At 67.1% G+C, this 16,435-nt stretch carries 14 protein-coding genes; 13 read left to right on the top strand and 1 reads right to left on the bottom strand.

The features are described from left to right. Nucleotides 1–305: 305 nt before the first annotated feature. The 6 genes from ABID41_RS15610 (at nucleotide 306) to moaA (ending at nucleotide 4,696) form a co-directional block, all read left to right on the top strand. Nucleotides 306–482 carry a hypothetical protein gene (locus ABID41_RS15610; protein ID WP_331932705.1) on the top strand — a complete coding sequence of 59 codons (177 nt, stop codon included), beginning with the start codon at nucleotides 306–308 and terminating at the stop codon, nucleotides 480–482. Between the two features lie 329 nt (nucleotides 483–811). Next, nucleotides 812–1,543: a TetR/AcrR family transcriptional regulator gene (locus ABID41_RS15605; RefSeq protein ID WP_354298000.1), complete on the top strand. Its 732-nt coding sequence runs from the start codon at nucleotides 812–814 to the stop codon at nucleotides 1,541–1,543. A gap of 64 nt (nucleotides 1,544–1,607) precedes the next feature. Next, nucleotides 1,608–1,892 (top strand): MoaD/ThiS family protein, encoded by a 285-nt coding sequence (locus ABID41_RS15600; RefSeq protein WP_354297999.1) that lies wholly within the window; start codon nucleotides 1,608–1,610, stop codon nucleotides 1,890–1,892. Between the two features lie 48 nt (nucleotides 1,893–1,940). Then, nucleotides 1,941–2,480, top strand: a complete 540-nt coding sequence (moaB, locus tag ABID41_RS15595; RefSeq protein ID WP_331932708.1) for a molybdenum cofactor biosynthesis protein B — start codon at nucleotides 1,941–1,943, stop codon at nucleotides 2,478–2,480. Continuing rightward, on the top strand, nucleotides 2,477–3,655 hold the full coding sequence (locus ABID41_RS15590; RefSeq protein WP_354297998.1) for a molybdopterin molybdotransferase MoeA: 1,179 nt from the start codon (nucleotides 2,477–2,479) through the stop codon (nucleotides 3,653–3,655). The genes moaB and ABID41_RS15590 overlap by 4 nt, the downstream gene beginning before the upstream one ends. 63 nt (nucleotides 3,656–3,718) lie before the next feature. Next, nucleotides 3,719–4,696, top strand: coding sequence for a GTP 3',8-cyclase MoaA (gene moaA / locus ABID41_RS15585; RefSeq protein ID WP_354297997.1), 978 nt, complete (start codon nucleotides 3,719–3,721; stop codon nucleotides 4,694–4,696). Between the two features lie 48 nt (nucleotides 4,697–4,744). On the opposite strand, the gene ftrB is transcribed toward moaA, so the two are convergent. Then, nucleotides 4,745–5,521: a transcriptional activator FtrB gene (gene ftrB / locus ABID41_RS15580; RefSeq protein WP_331930678.1), complete on the bottom strand. Its 777-nt coding sequence runs from the start codon at nucleotides 5,519–5,521 to the stop codon at nucleotides 4,745–4,747. Between the two features lie 257 nt (nucleotides 5,522–5,778). Between ftrB and ABID41_RS15575 the strand changes: the two genes are divergently transcribed. Genes ABID41_RS15575 through ABID41_RS15545 form a run of 7 tightly spaced genes read left to right on the top strand, consistent with a single transcriptional unit; the run spans nucleotide 5,779 to nucleotide 16,401 of the window. Next, a complete protein-coding gene (locus ABID41_RS15575) occupies nucleotides 5,779–7,140 on the top strand; it encodes an MFS transporter (RefSeq protein ID WP_354297996.1) in 1,362 nt (453 codons plus the stop codon). 11 nt (nucleotides 7,141–7,151) lie between these two features. Next, on the top strand, nucleotides 7,152–8,564 hold the full coding sequence (locus tag ABID41_RS15570) for a NarK family nitrate/nitrite MFS transporter (protein ID WP_331930675.1): 1,413 nt from the start codon (nucleotides 7,152–7,154) through the stop codon (nucleotides 8,562–8,564). Continuing rightward, nucleotides 8,561–12,292 carry a nitrate reductase subunit alpha gene (locus ABID41_RS15565; protein ID WP_354297995.1) on the top strand — a complete coding sequence of 1,244 codons (3,732 nt, stop codon included), beginning with the start codon at nucleotides 8,561–8,563 and terminating at the stop codon, nucleotides 12,290–12,292. The genes ABID41_RS15570 and ABID41_RS15565 overlap by 4 nt, the downstream gene beginning before the upstream one ends. Beyond that, entirely contained in the window at nucleotides 12,289–13,812 is a 1,524-nt protein-coding gene (gene narH / locus ABID41_RS15560; protein ID WP_331930671.1) for a nitrate reductase subunit beta, read from the top strand. The genes ABID41_RS15565 and narH overlap by 4 nt, the downstream gene beginning before the upstream one ends. Before the next feature lie 2 nt (nucleotides 13,813–13,814). Then, nucleotides 13,815–14,513: a nitrate reductase molybdenum cofactor assembly chaperone gene (gene narJ, locus ABID41_RS15555; protein WP_331930669.1), complete on the top strand. Its 699-nt coding sequence runs from the start codon at nucleotides 13,815–13,817 to the stop codon at nucleotides 14,511–14,513. A gap of 11 nt (nucleotides 14,514–14,524) precedes the next feature. Continuing rightward, a complete protein-coding gene (narI, locus tag ABID41_RS15550) occupies nucleotides 14,525–15,286 on the top strand; it encodes a respiratory nitrate reductase subunit gamma (protein WP_331930667.1) in 762 nt (253 codons plus the stop codon). Next, entirely contained in the window at nucleotides 15,283–16,401 is a 1,119-nt protein-coding gene (locus tag ABID41_RS15545; protein WP_354297994.1) for a peptidylprolyl isomerase, read from the top strand. Before narI ends, ABID41_RS15545 begins: the two co-directional genes overlap by 4 nt. Nucleotides 16,402–16,435: the final 34 nt, after the last annotated feature.

The following is a 16,435-nucleotide window of genomic DNA, read 5'->3' as shown; positions in this document are numbered from 1 at the left end:
CCGAATTGCTGTGAAGAGCGGAGGCCCGCCGGGCGCTCCACGAAGCTCCTGGCTCGGAGATTCGTGAGGCGATCTTACGGCAAATGGGCTGAGTCTTGCCGCAAAAACGCCGTTATGCGGTTAAGCTTGTCTGCAAATTCAACAAGCTTGAGTGTAGTTTACCCATTCTGCGTGTGCGGAGCATGACGCAACCATCAGGCGTCCGGCCTGCAAGCTGTCGCCTGTCATTCCTCAAGTCGGGATTTGACGGCATTCAAGGGTGATCGCCGCCGCCGGGCCTAGGCTTCCCGATGAAGGAGACAGCCATGTGGCCCGACGTGACGCTTATTCTTCGTGAGTTCGCTCGGCGACCGACGATCGACCGGCCGAACCTGATCGACCCCGGCGTGGAGTTCGCCAGAGCCTTTGCCCTGGCGCGACGTGCGCCGGAGCCGCGTGCGCGCAGAGCGCCGTCCGACGGCGTCGCCGCTCGCTATCGCTGACCTTCCTATCGAATTACGGTTCGCGGGCGCGGCCGGGTTACCCATGGATGGCCGGACGGCCAGGCATGACGAACTGGCGCGCCCACGCTCGCACCGCTTGATGAACGTCAAGTCGTGGCTTGGCCGGCGCCCGGCTGATCGAATGATCGGCGTCATGGCGGGAGGCTCAGGGGGACCATAGCCTCTTCTCATCCTTCTGGCGCCCGAACCTCCCCGGTGAGTCGCCAGGCGGAAGACGGCCGGCAAGCCCTGTCGGCCAGGGGCGTTGGAGCCCGTGCCTCCAACGCCCCCCATCATCACAGGGCCGCCGCAGGCGGCGGGAAAGCGCGATGCAGAACTCAGCACGCCTCATGGAGACGCCGCAGGAGCTGCCGGTCTCCCACCTCGAAACCTTGAACTGGAGCGCTTCCCACGCCCAGGAGCGACGCAAGCGCCTGAGGACGCGGGCGCGGCTGCTGGCGGCCTGCGCGAGAATCCTGGCTGCCAAGGGCTATGTGGGGCTGCGCGTGGCCGAGATCGCCACCGAGGCGCAGATGTCGCCGGGGGCCTTCTATGTGTACTTCATCGACCGCGAGGAAGCGGCGCGGGAGGTCCTCTGCGGCCTGATCCGCCGTCTCTACTTCTTCGATCCGCCGACGGCGCCCCGCGCCGGGGTCCAAAGCTTCGTCACCATGATCCGCTGGCATCTGGAGGCGCTGCAGAACGATGCGCCGCTGGTGCGCGCGCTCTGCGAAGGGGTGTTGTTCGACGAGGTGCTGAGCAACCTCCACGCCAGCGCGATGGGTATCTGGCGCGCCCGGCTGGGCGCCGCGCTGGTGGGCGGGGCGGAGGTCGATACGGCGATAGAGGCGGAGCCTGCGCCCGACGTGCTCGACTTCATCATCGAGGGCATGGCGCAGCGCGCCGGCGCGCCGTTGCTGACAAGCGCCGGCCTCTCGCGCATGGCCACCGAAGTAGCTCGCGCATGGCTCGCGACCCAGCCGAACCTTATGGACGGCGCGCGCGGCGCCAGGACGCAGGGCGTCCCGGTGCTCCGCGCCGTGGAGACCCGCCCGGCTTGATATCTGACAAGGGCGGGGGGCGTCGCCGGTCCTAAGAAGGATCATCAGGCAGGCGACGATGAACATGGCGCTCAGCAACGATGGGCTTGAAGACCGGGCCGAGGTCCGCGTCCTCTTCTGGGGGCGGCTGGCCGAGATCTTCGGCCGCGAACGTCGTCTCTCCCTGCCGGCCGAGGGATGTCCCCTTGGCGAGATACGTCGCCGCCTGGCCGCGTCCGGAGGTGAGCCTGACCCCGAACTGATGCGCGCCGACGTGCGCGGATCGGTCGATCAGGTGATCTGCCCCGACAGCGCCTGGGTGCGCGGCGGAAGCGAGGTCGCGTTCCTGCCTGTGTTCTCCGGGGGCTGAGCGGGCGGGCGACGTGATTGTGTCCTTCAGACAGGAGATGCGGGCCTCATGAAGTCCGGGATCGACGAGACGCTGCCTTTCTACCCCCTGAACATCGCCGTGCTGACGATTTCGGACACGCGCACCATGGCCACCGACACCTCCGGCCGGGCGCTCGAAGAACGGCTGGTCGAGGCCGGGCACCAGCTCTTCGAGCGGGTCATCGTCACCGATGAGATCGAGGCGATTCGCGGCAAGGTCCTGAGCTGGGCGGCCAATCCGGCGGTGGACGTCATCATCACCACCGGCGGCACCGGCTTTTCGCCCCGAGACGTGACGCCCGAAGCGGTGCGGCCGCTGCTGGACCGGGAGATGGATGGCTTTTCGGTGGTGTTCCATCAGGCCAGCCTCGGAACGGTCGGCGTCTCGACGCTTCAGTCGCGGGCGCTCGCGGGCCAGATCGGCGAGCGGTTCATCTTCTGCGTGCCGGGATCGACGGGCGCCTGCCGCGACGCCTGGGACCTGGTGCTGGCGCAGGAGCTCGACAGCCGCTTCCGGCCCTGTTCGCTGGTCGGGCAGATCCCCCGCTATCGGGGCGTATGCGCATGATCGCGTTCGACGAGGCGCTGCAGGCCGCTCTCGATCTGGGCCGGCCGCTCGGATCTGAGAGCGTGACCCTGGACGAGGCGTTCGACCGGGTCCTCGCCGCACCGGCCAAGGCGCAGCAAGGTTCGCCACTGACCGACGTGTCGGCGATGGACGGGTACGCGGTTCGTGACGCCGACCTTGGCGCGCACGAGGTGACGCTGCGCCTGGCGGGAGAATCGCGCGCCGGCCAAACCGCCGTTGATCGGCTGGAGCCAGGTTCGTGCCTGCGCATCTTCACTGGCGCGCCGGTTCCCGAAGGCGCCGACCGGGTGGTGATCCAGGAAGAGGTGGCGCGCCAGGGCGACGCCGTGGTCTTCCGGGGCCTCGATGGCGGCAAGACGCATATCCGCAAGGCTGGCTCGGACTTCCAGGCCGGGGACATTCTGGTGGACGCAGGCAGCGTGCTGGATGCGCCGCGCCTCGTCGCGCTGGCCGCGGCGGACCTTGGCGAGGTCGAGGTCTATCGCAGGCCCCGTGTCCGGCTGATCGCCACGGGTGACGAGATCCGCGAGCCGGGCGCCGGCGGGCGAGGCGTGCCCGACAGCGTCTCGTTCGGGGTCGCCGCGCTCGTAAGGGCCTGGGGCGGCGAGGTCGTCGGGCGCGAGCGGCATGGCGATGACTTGCCGACGCTGGAGCGCGCGGCCGCCGCGGCGCTGGACGATGCTGACGTGGTGGTGGTCACCGGCGGCGCCTCGGTGGGCGAGCGGGACCTCGCCCGGGCCATGTTCGCCCCCAGCGGCTTGTCGCTGCTGGTCGACAAGGTGGCGATGAAGCCCGGCAAGCCGGTCTGGATCGGTCGTTGCGGCGACCGCATCGTCGTCGGCCTGCCGGGAAATCCAACCTCGGCCATGGTGACCGCAAGGCTGCTGCTGGCGCCGCTGGTGGCGGGCATGGCCGGGCGGGACGCGCAAGGCGCGAACCAGTGGCGGACCGAGCCGTTGGCCGCCGACCTGCCATGTTGCGGCGATCGCGAGACCTTCGTCCGCGCCGCGCGCCTGGAGAAGGGAATCAATCCGCTGGTGGATCAGGATGCCGCCGCCCAGGCGCCGCTGGCCCACTGCGACGTCCTGCTGCGCCGCCTGCCAGGCGCCGCGGCCAAGGCCGCAGGCGAGCCAGTTCTCGCCCTCACATTCTAGCTACCGCCGATGCGCCACTATCCGACAACCGCACATCCAGGCTCGAATACGGAGAGCCGTCCGATGGACCGCCTGGTCGACGGCTTCGGTCGACGCTTCAACTACCTTCGGCTTTCGGTGACCGAGGTCTGCAACTTCCGTTGCACCTATTGCCTGCCGGACGGCTATCGGAAGTCCGGACCGGCGCAGTTCCTGAACGTCGAGGAAATCGGCTTCCTGACCGAGGCCTTCGCGAGGCTGGGCGTCCACAAGGTGCGGCTGACCGGCGGGGAACCGACGGTCCGGCGCGATATCGGCCAGATCATCGCGAAGGCGGCGCAGACCGCCGGGATCGACAAGGTCGCGATGACCACCAACGGCTGGAACCTGGCGCGGCGCATCGGCGATTGGCATGCCGCCGGTCTCACCCACCTGAACGTCAGCATCGATTCCCTGGACGGCGAGGCGTTCCATCGGATCACCGGTCACGACCGGCTGCGCAGCGTGGTCGAGGGTGTCGACCGTGCGCTTGGCCTTGGAATGGCCTCGGTCAAGGTGAACGCCGTCCTTCTGAAGGAGACCGCTGAGAGCGGGCTTGGCGGGTTCGCTGACTTCGTGCGCGAGCGTCCGGTGGCGGTTCGGTTCATCGAGCTGATGCGCACCAACGACAACGCCGACTATTTCGCCGCCCATCATGCCTCCGGCCAGGTCTTGCGTGACTGGCTGGAGCGCGAGGGATGGACGCCGCGTGCGCGCGGGGCGGACGACGGGCCGGCGGTCGAGTACGTCCATCCCGACTACGCCGGGCGCCTGGGACTCATCGCCCCGTATGCGGCCGGGTTCTGCGACGGCTGCAATCGGCTTCGGGTGACCTCGCGCGGCCTGCTGCGCCTTTGCCTGTTCGGCGAGGGCGGCGTCGACCTGCGCGAGCTGCTGACGGAGGGAAGGGGCGAGGAGCTGCAAGAGCGAATCGTGGCGTCGCTCATCGGCAAGCGGGCAGGGCACGCTCTGGCCGACGGCCTGTCGGGCGACACCCGGAACCTCGCCCAGCTCGGGGGCTAGGGAGCGCGTCGGGCGAAAGCGCGGGTGGTTTCGCCAGGAAAACGCGCCTTAGGCGTGGGCGCCCATGTGGCCCATCGAGGGCCAAAGCTCGCGCTCGGCCTTGCCGATCGCCCGCTCGCCTTGCGGCATGTGGTTGTCGATGAGGGGGGAGGGCTTGGCGAGGCGACGGATCACCGTCGGGCGCGACACAGTCACCGCCGGGCCGTTCACGATCACACCGTAGTCGGCAAGCGCTCCGAAGGCCCGCGAGAGGTTCTCCGGGGTCATGCCCAGCAAGGCCGCGAGCACGCGCTTTTCATGCGGCAGGGTGAAGGTTTCGTGTCCGCCCTGGCGGGCCTGCTGGGACAGCAGGTAGTTGGCCAGCCGCTCGGCGCCGCCACGGAGCTTCTGATTCTTGATGGCGCGAACGAGGCCGCGATAGCAGCCCGAAAGCTCGTCGGCGACGGCGCAGGCGAACTGCGCGTCGGTGCGCATGGCCCGCCGGAGCGCTTCGCCCGACAGCATCAGGATATCGGACGGCTCGATGGTTTCGGCGCTCATCAGCGCCTCGGCGTCGAGGACGACAGCCGCCAGGATGAAGGTCGACACCGGCCGAAGCACGGCCAGGGTGGTCTCCTTGTCGTTCCAGGTGCCGCCCAGCTCGACGATGCCGTCCAGCAGGACATAGAGGAAGTCGACCTTGTCGCCCTCGGTCAGCAGCGTCGCGCCAGCTCGAAACTTTTGCAGGAACGCCCCGAACGTGGCGATGGCGAAGGTCTCGTCGCTGACTTCGCTGAACAGCGGAAGCGCGCGCACACGTTCCAGATCGGCGGGTCTCAGTGGCATCGGAAATCTCCCAGCAGCTCAGTCAACCTTCCTGCTGAGCGTGGGCGCGCGCGTTGACAAAGATCAAGAATACGGTCGCGCTTTCGTCGCACTTCACCTGACAACGCAAGAGATTGGCCCGGAAGGGCAACCGATGGGCGTCTGGCCCACCCCGCCAATGCCTGGATTTCACTTGATGCAGGTCAAGTGGTCTTCAGGGCAGTCCAGCTAGCGTTCACCGGCGGCCACAAGCGGACCGCTTAGCTGATGGGGCCGACGTGGGCCGTTCTGCGACACAGGATATTCCAGGCGCCGGAAGGGCGCTCTGGGTAAGCACCTTCGGCTTCACCGCATGCTTTGCGGTGTGGACGATTTTCTCGATCATCGGGGTTCAGATCGGCCAGGACCTGGGACTCAGCGAGGCGCAGTTCGGACTGCTCGTCGGAACGCCCATCCTCGTCGGCTCGCTTACCCGGGTGTTTCTCGGCGTGTGGACCGACCAGTACGGCGGGCGGGTCGTCAACCTGGGGGTCATGCTGTCCGCCGCCGTGGCGACCTGGCTGCTCTCGTACGCGCAGACCTTTCCCCAGTTCCTGCTGGCCGGGATGGGGGTGGGTCTGGCCGGCGGTTCGTTCGCGGTCGGCGTGGCCTATGTCTCCAAGTTCTTCTCGAAAGAACGCCAGGGCACCGCGCTCGGCATCTTCGGGGCGGGCAATATCGGGGCTGCAGTCACCAAGTTCGCCGCTCCGTTCGTGATGCTAGCCTTCGGCTGGGAAGCCGTCGCCCGGTACTGGGCCCTGGCCCTGGCCGGCATCGCCATCGTCTCGTTCCTCGTCACGGTCGACGACCCCGAGCTGGTGCGCCGTCGCGCCACCGGGGAAAAGGCCGAGGCCACGTTCCTCCAGCTCTCGCCCCTGAAGAAGCTGCAGGTCTGGCGGTTCGCGCTCTACTACTTCTTCGTCTTCGGCGCCTTCGTCGCCCTGGCCCTGTGGCTGCCGCGCTATCTGGTCGGCGTCTATGGGCTCGACATCAAGACCGCCGGCATGGTCGCTGCGGCCTACTCGATCCCTGCCTCGCTGTTCCGCATCGTCGGCGGCTGGCTGTCGGACCGCATCGGCGCGCGGAAGGTGATGTACCTGACCTTCGGCGTCAGCCTCGTCTGCACGTTCCTGCTTTCCTATCCCCCGACCACCTACGTCATCGACGGGGTGCATGGCCCCATCCAGTTCCGTCTCGCCACCAACCTGACCACCTTCATGGTGATCGCCTTCGTCCTCGGCTTCTTCATGAGCCTGGGGAAGGCGGCGGTCTTCAAGCACATCCCGGTCTACTACCCCGACTATATCGGTTCGGTGGGCGGGCTGGTCGGGATGATCGGCGGCATTGGCGGCTTCATCCTGCCTATCGCCTTCGGTGTCCTGAACGACGCCACCGGGATCTGGACGAGCTGCTTCATGCTGCTCTTCGTCCTGGTCGGCGGCGCGATGATCTGGATGCACCTGGCGATCCGCCGGATGGAGCAGGAGCGTGAGCCGGGCCTGCGCGAGCTCCCCGAGCTGCCGGAAATGGTCAGCCTCCACAATCCCGCGCCCGCCAACGACCTGCCCCATGGCGGGGCGCGCGGACGGGCGCATCCCTGAGGTCCAAAATCATGTCAAAGCGATCCTCACCCTCGCACGTAATCCAGGATTGGAGGCCCGAAGAACCGGCCTTCTGGCAGGCCGGCGGCAAGCGGCTGGCGTCCCGCAACCTCTGGATCTCGATCCCCAACCTGCTGATCGCCTTCGCCATCTGGATGGTGTGGTCGATGGTCGTGGCCAAGCTGAAGCCGATCGGCTTCAAGTTCACGACCGACCAGCTCTTCTGGCTGGCGGCCCTGCCGGCGCTCTCGGGCGCCACGCTGCGCATCTTCTACAGCTTCATGGTGCCGATCTTCGGCGGGCGCCTGTGGACGGCGCTGTCGACCGCCTCGCTGCTGATCCCGGCGCTCGGGATCGGCTTTGCGGTGCAGGACGTGGAGACGCCCTATGTGGTCTTCGTCGCCCTGGCGCTGCTCTGCGGCCTGGGCGGGGGCAACTTCGCTTCGTCCATGGCCAACGTCTCCTTCTTCTTCCCGAAGAGCGAGAAGGGCAACGCCCTGGCCATGAACGCCGGGTTCGGCAACCTCGGGGTCAGCGTGATGCAGTTCCTGGTCCCGCTGGTCGTCACGGTGGCGGCCTTCGCCCCGATCGTCGGCGCGCCACAGAGCGGCCCTGATGGAAGCATCTGGCTGCAGAACGCCGGCTTCGTCTGGGTTCCGTTCATCGTCATCGGCACGTTGGCGGCCTGGTTCGGCATGAACGACATCGCTTCGGCCCGCGCCTCGTTCGTCGAGCAGGCCGTCGTCTTCAAGCGCAAGCACAACTGGATCATGTGCTGGCTCTATCTGGGCACGTTCGGTTCGTTCATCGGGTTCTCGGCAGCCTTCCCGCTGCTGATGAACACGCTCTTCCCGGAGGTGAACGCGCTGCAACTGGTCTTCCTCGGGCCGTTGGTCGGCGCCCTGTCGCGCGCCCTGACCGGATGGCTCGCCGACCGCTTCGGCGGCCAGCACGTGACCCACTATGTGTTCATCGCCCTGGCGGTGGGCGTCCTGGCGGTGCTCCACAGCGTCGGGGCGTTCGGGGCGGCGCGGTCCTTCCCGATCTTCTTCGCCGGCTTCATGTGGCTGTTCTTCTGGACCGGCGTCGGCAACGCTTCGACCTTCCAGATGATCCCGGCCATCGTGCGCTGCGACATGCCGCGCCTGATGCCGCAGGCCAGCGAAGCGGTCCGCCACAAGGCGGCGGAAATGGAGGCAGCGGCCATCGTCGGCTTCACCTCGGCCATCGGCGCCTACGGCGGGTTCTTCATCCCCAAGGCCTTCGGTGACTCCCTGAAGGCCACCGGCGGTCCGCAGACCGCTCTTTGGCTCTTCTTCGCCTTCTACCTGAGCTGCGTCGTGATGAACTGGGCCTTCTACAGCCGCAAGTCGTCGCTGCTGCACGCCCCCAAAGTTTCCATCGTCACGGATGCCGCAGTATGAGCAATACCTTAGATCGCCTTGCCTTCTTCACCCGCAAGACCGAGCTCTTCTCGGACGGTCACGGGGTGATGAACAACGACGACCGCAAGTGGGAAGAGGCCTACCGGTCCCGCTGGCGGCACGACAAGATCGTCCGCTCCACCCACGGGGTGAACTGCACGGGCTCCTGCTCGTGGAAGATCTACGTCAAGGGCGGGATCGTCACCTGGGAGACCCAGCAGACCGACTATCCCCGCACGCGGCCCGAGCTGCCGAACCACGAGCCGCGGGGCTGCGCCCGGGGCGCCAGCTATAGCTGGTACCTCTACTCGGCCAACCGGGTGAAGTACCCGCTGGTGCGCTCGCGCCTGCTCAAGCTCTGGCGCAAGGCGCGGGCGGCCCTGCCACCGGTCGCCGCCTGGGCCTCGATCCAGAACGACCCGGCCCAGCGCGCCAGCTACACCACGATGCGCGGCTCGGGCGGCTTCGTGCGCTCGACCTGGGACGAGGTGACCGAGATCGTGGCGGCGGCCAACGCCTATACGGTCAAGACCTACGGGCCCGACCGGGTCTTCGGCTTTTCACCGATCCCGGCCATGTCGATGGTCTCGTACGCGGCCGGCGCGCGGTATCTGCAGTTGCTCGGCGGGGTCTGCGGGTCCTTCTACGACTGGTATTGCGACCTGCCGCCGGCCTCGCCGCAGACCTGGGGCGAGCAGACCGACGTCGCCGAGAGCGCCGACTGGTACAATTCCAGCTTCCTGCTGCTCTGGGGCTCGAACGTGCCGCAGACCCGCACGCCGGACGCCCACTTCTACACCGAGGCCCGTTATCGCGGGGCCAAGTCGGTGGTCATCTGCCCAGACTACTCCGAAGCCTCCAAGTTCTCCGACCTGTGGCTGCCGGTGAAGCAGGGCACGGACGCGGCCCTCGCCATGGCGTTCGGGCATGTGATCCTCAAGGAGTACCATCTCGACCGCGAGGTCCCGTACTTCCGCGACTACCTGCGCCGCTACAGCGACATGCCGATGCTGGTGCGCCTGGTCGCCAAGGACGGCGGCTACGTCCCCGAACGCCTGATCCGCGCATCCGACTTCAAGGGCGCGCTCGATGAGACCAACAACCCCGACTGGAAGACCGTGGCGGTTGACGCCGAGAGCGGCGACGTCGTGGTCCCGAATGGCTCGATCGGCTTCCGCTGGGGCGAGGACGGCAAGTGGAACCTCGAGGAGCGTGACGGGCGAGGCAAGGATGTGTCGCTTCGTCTCGGCCTGAAGGGCGTGCATGACGACGTCGCCGCGGTCCGCTTCCCCTATTTCGCCAACTCGGCCTCCAACGGCTTCGCCACCACCGAGCATCCCGACGTGCTGGTGCGCAATGTGCCGGTCAAGCGCCTGAAGCTGGTCGAAGGGGAGACCCTGGTCGCCAGCGTCTACGATCTGTTCCTCGCCAACTACGGCGTCGACCAGGGCTTCGGCGGCGAGCACATGCCGGCCAGCTACGAGGACGTGGAGCCCTATTCCCCGGCCTGGGCCGAGGCGATCACCACGGTGCCCGCCGAGCAGATCATCGCCGTGGCGCGCGGCTTCGCCACCAACGCCGAAAAGACCAACGGCAAGTCCATGGTGATCATCGGCGCGGCGATGAACCACTGGTTCCACATGGACATGAACTATCGCGGCGTCATCAACATGCTGGTGATGTGCGGCTGCGTGGGTCAGTCAGGCGGCGGCTGGTCGCACTATGTGGGGCAGGAAAAGCTGCGCCCGCAGACCGGCTGGGCGCCTCTGGCCTTCGCCACCGACTGGGTCCGTCCGCCGCGCCAGCAGAACTCGACCTCGTTCTTCTATGCGCACACCGACCAGTGGCGCTACGAGACGGTGGGCGTGAAGGAGATCCTGTCGCCCACCGCGCCGGAAGGCCCGTGGGACGCGGCGATCATCGACCTCAATGCCCGGGCCGAGCGCATGGGGTGGCTGCCTTCGGCGCCCGCCCTGAAGAGTAACTCCCTGGATCTGGCCCGTGCGGCTGCGGCTGAGGGAATGGATCCCAAGGCCTACACGGTTCGCCAACTCCAGAACCGCGAACTCCAGATGTCGTGCATGGATCCGGACGATCCAGCCAACTGGCCGCGCAACATGTTCGTCTGGCGCTCGAACCTGCTCGGTTCGTCCGGGAAGGGGCACGAGTACTTCCTCAAGCACCTGCTGGGCGCCGCCCACGGCGTGCAAGGCAAGGACCTGGGCGAGAGCGGCGGGCAGGTCCCGCGGGAAGTCGCCTGGCATGAGCAGGCGCCCGAGGGAAAGCTCGACCTGCTGGTGACGCTGGACTTCCGGATGTCGACCACCGCGGTCTACTCCGACATCGTCCTGCCGACCGCCACCTGGTATGAGAAGAACGACCTCAACACCTCGGACATGCACCCGTTCATCCACCCGCTGTCGGCGGCCGTGGATCCAGCGTGGGAAGCCAAGTCCGACTGGGAGATATTCAAGGCGATCGCCAAGCGGTTCTCCGACGTCGCTCCCGAGGTCCTGGGTGTCGAGAAGGACGTGGTCTTGACGCCGATCCAGCACGACAGCGCCGCCGAACTGGCCCAGCCCTTCGACGTCAAGGACTGGTACCTAGGCGAATGCGAACCGGTGCCCGGCAAGACCATGCCGCAGATCACCGTCGTCGAGCGGGACTATCCCAACCTCTACAAGTGCTTCACGGCGCTCGGCCCGCTGATGTCGAACGTGGGCAACGGCGGCAAGGGCCTGGGTTGGGAGACCGGTCACGAGGTCGACCTGCTGCGTGAGCTCAACGGTCCGGTGCTTGAGCCGGGCGTGACCGAAGGCCTGCCGCGGATCGACAGCGATATCGACGCCTGCGAAACCATCCTGGCCCTCGCGCCCGAGACCAACGGCGAGGTGGCGGTGAAGGCCTGGGCGGCGCTCGAACGGCAAACCGGCCGCGACCACACACATCTGGCCGAGCCGAAGGAAGACGAGAAGATCCGCTACCGGGACCTGGTCGCCCAGCCCCGAAAGATCATCTCCTCGCCGATCTGGTCAGGCCTCGAGAGCGAGCATGTCTGCTACACGGCCGGCTACACTAACGTGCATGAGCTGATCCCCTGGCGGACCCTCACCGGGCGCCAGCAGCTCTATCAGGATCACCTGTGGATGCGCGCCTTCGGCGAGGCGCTGTGCGTCTACAAGCCGCCGGTCGACTTGAAGACAACGCACGTCAAGGGCCACAAGCCCAACGGCGAGCGCGAGATCACGCTCAACTTCATCACCCCGCACCAGAAATGGGGCATCCACTCCACCTATTCCGACAACCTGCTGATGCTGACCCTCAACCGGGGCGGTCCGGTGGTCTGGATATCGGAGGTCGACGCCAAGGCCGCGGGCATCGCCGACAACGACTGGATCGAGGTCTTCAACGCCAACGGGGCGCTGACGGCCCGCGCGGTCGTCTCCCAACGCATCCGCGAGGGGACGACTTTCATGTATCACGCGCAGGAGAAGATCGTGAATACGCCAGGTTCCGAGATCACGGGACGCCGCGGGGGGATCCATAATTCCTGTACCCGCACAGTATTGAAGCCGACACACATGATCGGGGGCTACGCGCAGCTCGCCTACGGCTTCAACTATTACGGCACAGTTGGTTCCAATCGCGACGAGTTCGTCGTCGTTCGCAAGATGCGAAAGGTCGATTGGCTCGAGGAACAACTCGGCGCCCAGGAGATCGGTCAATGAAGGTCCGCGCTCAAATCGGCATGGTCCTGAACCTGGACAAGTGCATTGGCTGCCACACTTGTTCGGTGACCTGCAAGAACGTCTGGACCAACCGAAAAGGTGTCGAATACGCTTGGTTCAACAATGTCGAAACCAAGCCCGGCGTCGGTTTCCCCAAGGATTGGGAGAACCAGAAGCGTTGGAACGGCGGCTGGGTGCGCAAGCCCAACGGCAAGATCGAGCCTCGCATGGGTCCCAAGTGGCGGATCCTGGCCAAGATCTTCGCCAACCCGGACCTGCCCGAAATCGACGACTATTACGAGCCGTTCGACTTCGATTACGCCCACCTGCAGACCGCGCCGGAAATGAAGCATTTCCCCACCGCGCGCCCGCGCTCGGTGATCAGCGGCCAGCGGATGGAGAAGATCGAGTGGGGCCCCAACTGGGAGGAGATCCTGGGGGGCGAGTTCGCCAAGCGGTCGAAGGACTACAACTTCGAGGGCGTCGAACGGGACATCTACGGCCAGTTCGAAAACACCTTCATGATGTACCTGCCGAGGCTTTGCGAGCACTGCCTCAATCCGGCGTGCGTGGCGGCCTGCCCCTCGGGCGCGATCTACAAGCGCGAGGAAGACGGCATCGTCCTGATCGACCAGGACAAGTGCCGCGGCTGGCGGATGTGCGTCTCGGCCTGCCCGTACAAGAAGATCTATTACAACTGGGAATCCGGTAAGTCGGAGAAGTGCACCTTCTGCTTCCCGCGGATCGAGGTCGGCCAGCCCACCGTCTGTTCGGAAACCTGCGTCGGCCGTATCCGGTACCTTGGGGTGCTGCTCTACGACGCCGACCAGATCGAGAAGGCCGCGTCCACCCCGGACGAGAAGGACCTCTACCAGGCGCAGCTCGACGTCTTCCTCGATCCCTATGATCCGAAGGTGATCGCCCAGGCCAGGGCCGACGGCGTGCCTGAGGCATGGCTGGAAGCGGCGCGGCGCAGCCCGGTCTACAAGATGGCGATCGACTGGAAGGTCGCGTTCCCGCTGCACCCCGAATACCGAACCCTGCCGATGGTCTGGTACGTGCCGCCGCTTTCGCCGATCCAGTCGGCCGCCTCGGCGGGCGCGCTGGAGATGGATGGCGAGATGCCGGACGTGCGCAGCCTGCGCATCCCGGTCGGCTACCTCGCCAACCTGCTGACCGCAGGCAAGGAAGAGCCGGTGGTGCAGGCTCTGGAACGGATGCTGGCCATGCGCGGCTACATGCGGGCCAGGACGGTCGAGGGCGTCATCGATCACAAGCTCGCCGAGCGGGTCGGCCTGACCGCGGCGCAGGTCGAGGAGATGTACCGCTACATGGCGATCGCCAACTACGAGGATCGCTTCGTCATCCCGACGACGCACCGCGAGAGCGCCGAAGACGCCTACGACATGCGCGGGTCCTGCGGCTTCACCTTCGGCAACGGCTGCTCGGGCGGCCATACCGAACTCGGCCTCTTCGGACCGACCAAGCGTTCGCGGGCCCGTAGCGTGATGGAGGCTTAGGGATGTCGCTCACCTTCCGGGCCCTTGCGGCGCTGATCGCCTATCCCACCGAGCAGACGCGCGAACTGCTTCCCGAGGTGACGCAGGTGCTGGAGCAGGATCTGCGGATCCCGGCTCCCATTCGCGGCGCCCTCAAGAAGCTCGCCGGCGAGATCGGGGCGGGGGATCTGTTCGACGCGCAGGAAGCCTACGTCTGGCTGTTCGACCGGACCCGCTCGCTCTCGCTCAACCTCTATGAGCACGTCCACGGCGAGAGCCGCGACCGCGGCCAGGCCATGGTCGACCTGCTGGAGCTTTATCGCACCCACGGCCTGGAGCTCTCGGCCAACGAGCTGCCGGATCACCTGCCGGTGTTCCTGGAGTTCCTGTCGACGCTTTCCGACGAAGAGGAGGCGCTTTCGCTTCTGGGCGAAGCCGGCCACGTGCTCCACGTCCTGGGCGAGCGGCTGCACCGCCGCTCCAGCAGCTATCGCGCGGTGTTCGGCGCCCTGGCCGCCCTGGCGGCCGCGGAAGCCGACAGCGCCATTCTGGCGGCCATGCTGGCCGAACCGGACGACGACCCCAACGACCTCGTCACCATGGACCGGCTGTGGGCGGAAAATCCCGTCAACTTCGGCCCCGGCGACAGCGGATGCCCCGAAGTCTCGGGTCTGGATCGCGGCCGGGCCGCCATCCAGGCGCCGAGCGGCGCGGCGGCGTGAAGGAAACCAGTATGGACCTCAATCAGATCCTCTTCGGCGTCTACCCCTATATCGCCCTCTCGGTGCTGGTCATCGGGTCGATAATCCGGTTTGACCGTGAGCCATACACTTGGCGAACCGGCTCCTCGCAGCTTCTGCGCCGCAAGCAGCTCATGCTCGGCTCGGTGCTGTTCCATCTTGGCGTCCTCGCCATCTTCGGCGGCCACTTCGTCGGGCTCCTGACGCCCGTGGTGGTTTGGGACACGCTTGGGGTCAGCCATGGCGCCAAGCAGATGCTGGCGATCGTCGCGGGCGGCGTGGCCGGGGCCATGGCGATGGTCGGCGGTTTGCTGCTGCTGCATCGCCGTCTGCTGGACCCGCGGGTCCAGGCCAATTCGAGCTTCGGCGACACCGCGATCCTGATCCTGCTGATGATGCAACTCACCCTGGGGCTCGCGACAATCCCGATCTCGCTGGGCCATCGTGACGGCTCGGAGATGCTGAAGTTCATGAACTGGGCGCAGGGGGTCTTCACCCTTCGGCCGGGCATCGCGGCCTACGTCGCGGACGTTCACTGGATCTTCAAGGCGCACCTCACCCTCGGCCTCACGATCCTGCTGGTGTTTCCGTTCACCCGCCTGGTGCACATGCTCTCGGCGCCGATCTGGTATCTCAATCGGCGCGGCTGGCAGCTCGTTCGGACCCGCCGCGTCCTGCCGCGCCGGATCGAGCCGGCCGCTCCTGTCTATCTGAACACCGCGGCCCAACGCGCCAGGGTGGATCACCGGTCATGAGCACGCAGCGCACCGTCGCGGTCGAGGGGGTCGAGATCCCCGAGGCCATGATCGCCCTGGAGGCCCAGAACCATCCGAGCCTGTCGGCCGGAGAGGCCTGGGAGACCTCCGCCAAGGCGCTGGCGCTGCGGGCGCTGCTGCTCGCCCGCGCCTGTGAGATCGGATTGGAGGCCGCCCCCCAGCTCGACGAGACCGGACGCGAGGAGACCGAGGAGGAGGCCCTGATCCGGACCCTCCTCGACCAGGAGGTGGAGGTTCCGCCATCGACCCTGGCCGAGCGCCGGCGGGTGTATGACGCCCATGCCGACCGCTTCTTGTCGCCGCTGCTGTTCGAAGCCTCCCACATCCTGTTCGAGCCCCAGACCGATGGCGCGACGGGGATGGACGAGGCGCGGGGGAAGGCCGAACGCGCGATCGCGGCGCTTGAGGCAGGCGCCAGCTTCGCCGAACTGGCGCGGGCGCTCTCGGACTGCCCGTCAGGCGCCGAGGACGGAAGGCTGGGGCAACTTAGCCCCGGCGACCTGGCCCCCGAGGTCGAGCGGGCGCTGCTGGAACTCACGGAAGGCGCGACCACGTCCCGGCCGGTGCGGTCCCGGTTCGGCTGGCATGTGCTGCGCCTGGATCGTCGCGCCGAACCGCGCAGGCTTCCGTTCGAGGAGGTCGAGGATCGGATCGCCCTGCATCTGGAGAGCCGGGCCTGGGCCGCCGTGGCGGCTCGCTACGCCGCTGGACTGGCCGAAAAGGCTCGCCTCAAGGGGCTGAGCCTCAAGCTCACGCCTGACGGCGGCTTCTCGTCGGAGGGCCTGGCGCTCGGGGATCTGCTGGAGGAAGGAGGTCCCGCGGCGCGCACCGAGGCCTGGCTGGAAGCGGTCGATCCGGCCCTGGGGCGGCGGGTCCGAGCCGCCGCGGAGGCGGCCGGAGAAGGCGTGCAGGACTACATTCGTCAATGCGTCTCCAGCTTCGTGGCGGAAGCTTCGGACGAGCGCTGGACGCAGTTGCTCTCGGCCGCTCAGGGCGCGGAGGATCCGGCGCTGACCGCGATCGGGCAGATTCTGCGTTCCAAGCTCGAGCCGGTGGCCCAGACCTTCACCCTGATCCGCAGGCGTGGCGAGTAGGGGGCAGGCGGCGCGACCACGGAGGGAGACCACG

It is taken from the genome of Phenylobacterium koreense, from assembly GCF_040545335.1.
Taxonomy (GTDB): Bacteria; Pseudomonadota; Alphaproteobacteria; order Caulobacterales; family Caulobacteraceae; genus Phenylobacterium; species Phenylobacterium koreense.
This window is presented reverse-complemented; position numbering and strand designations above follow the sequence as displayed.

Excerpts from the sequence above, each read along its gene's own strand:
- narI (WP_331930667.1), top strand. The coding sequence starts at position 14,525 with ATGGACCTCAATCAGATCCTCTTCGGCGTCTACCCCTATATCGCCCTC.
- ABID41_RS15545 (WP_354297994.1), top strand. The coding sequence starts at position 15,283 with ATGAGCACGCAGCGCACCGTCGCGGTCGAGGGGGTCGAGATCCCCGAG.
- narJ (WP_331930669.1), top strand. The coding sequence starts at position 13,815 with ATGTCGCTCACCTTCCGGGCCCTTGCGGCGCTGATCGCCTATCCCACC.
- ABID41_RS15605 (WP_354298000.1), top strand. The coding sequence starts at position 812 with ATGCAGAACTCAGCACGCCTCATGGAGACGCCGCAGGAGCTGCCGGTC.
- ftrB (WP_331930678.1), bottom strand. The coding sequence starts at position 5,521 with ATGCCACTGAGACCCGCCGATCTGGAACGTGTGCGCGCGCTTCCGCTG.
- moaA (WP_354297997.1), top strand. The coding sequence starts at position 3,719 with ATGGACCGCCTGGTCGACGGCTTCGGTCGACGCTTCAACTACCTTCGG.
- moaB (WP_331932708.1), top strand. The coding sequence starts at position 1,941 with ATGAAGTCCGGGATCGACGAGACGCTGCCTTTCTACCCCCTGAACATC.
- ABID41_RS15600 (WP_354297999.1), top strand. The coding sequence starts at position 1,608 with ATGGCGCTCAGCAACGATGGGCTTGAAGACCGGGCCGAGGTCCGCGTC.
- ABID41_RS15610 (WP_331932705.1), top strand. The coding sequence starts at position 306 with ATGTGGCCCGACGTGACGCTTATTCTTCGTGAGTTCGCTCGGCGACCG.
- narH (WP_331930671.1), top strand. The coding sequence starts at position 12,289 with ATGAAGGTCCGCGCTCAAATCGGCATGGTCCTGAACCTGGACAAGTGC.
- ABID41_RS15565 (WP_354297995.1), top strand. The coding sequence starts at position 8,561 with ATGAGCAATACCTTAGATCGCCTTGCCTTCTTCACCCGCAAGACCGAG.
- ABID41_RS15590 (WP_354297998.1), top strand. The coding sequence starts at position 2,477 with ATGATCGCGTTCGACGAGGCGCTGCAGGCCGCTCTCGATCTGGGCCGG.
- ABID41_RS15570 (WP_331930675.1), top strand. The coding sequence starts at position 7,152 with ATGTCAAAGCGATCCTCACCCTCGCACGTAATCCAGGATTGGAGGCCC.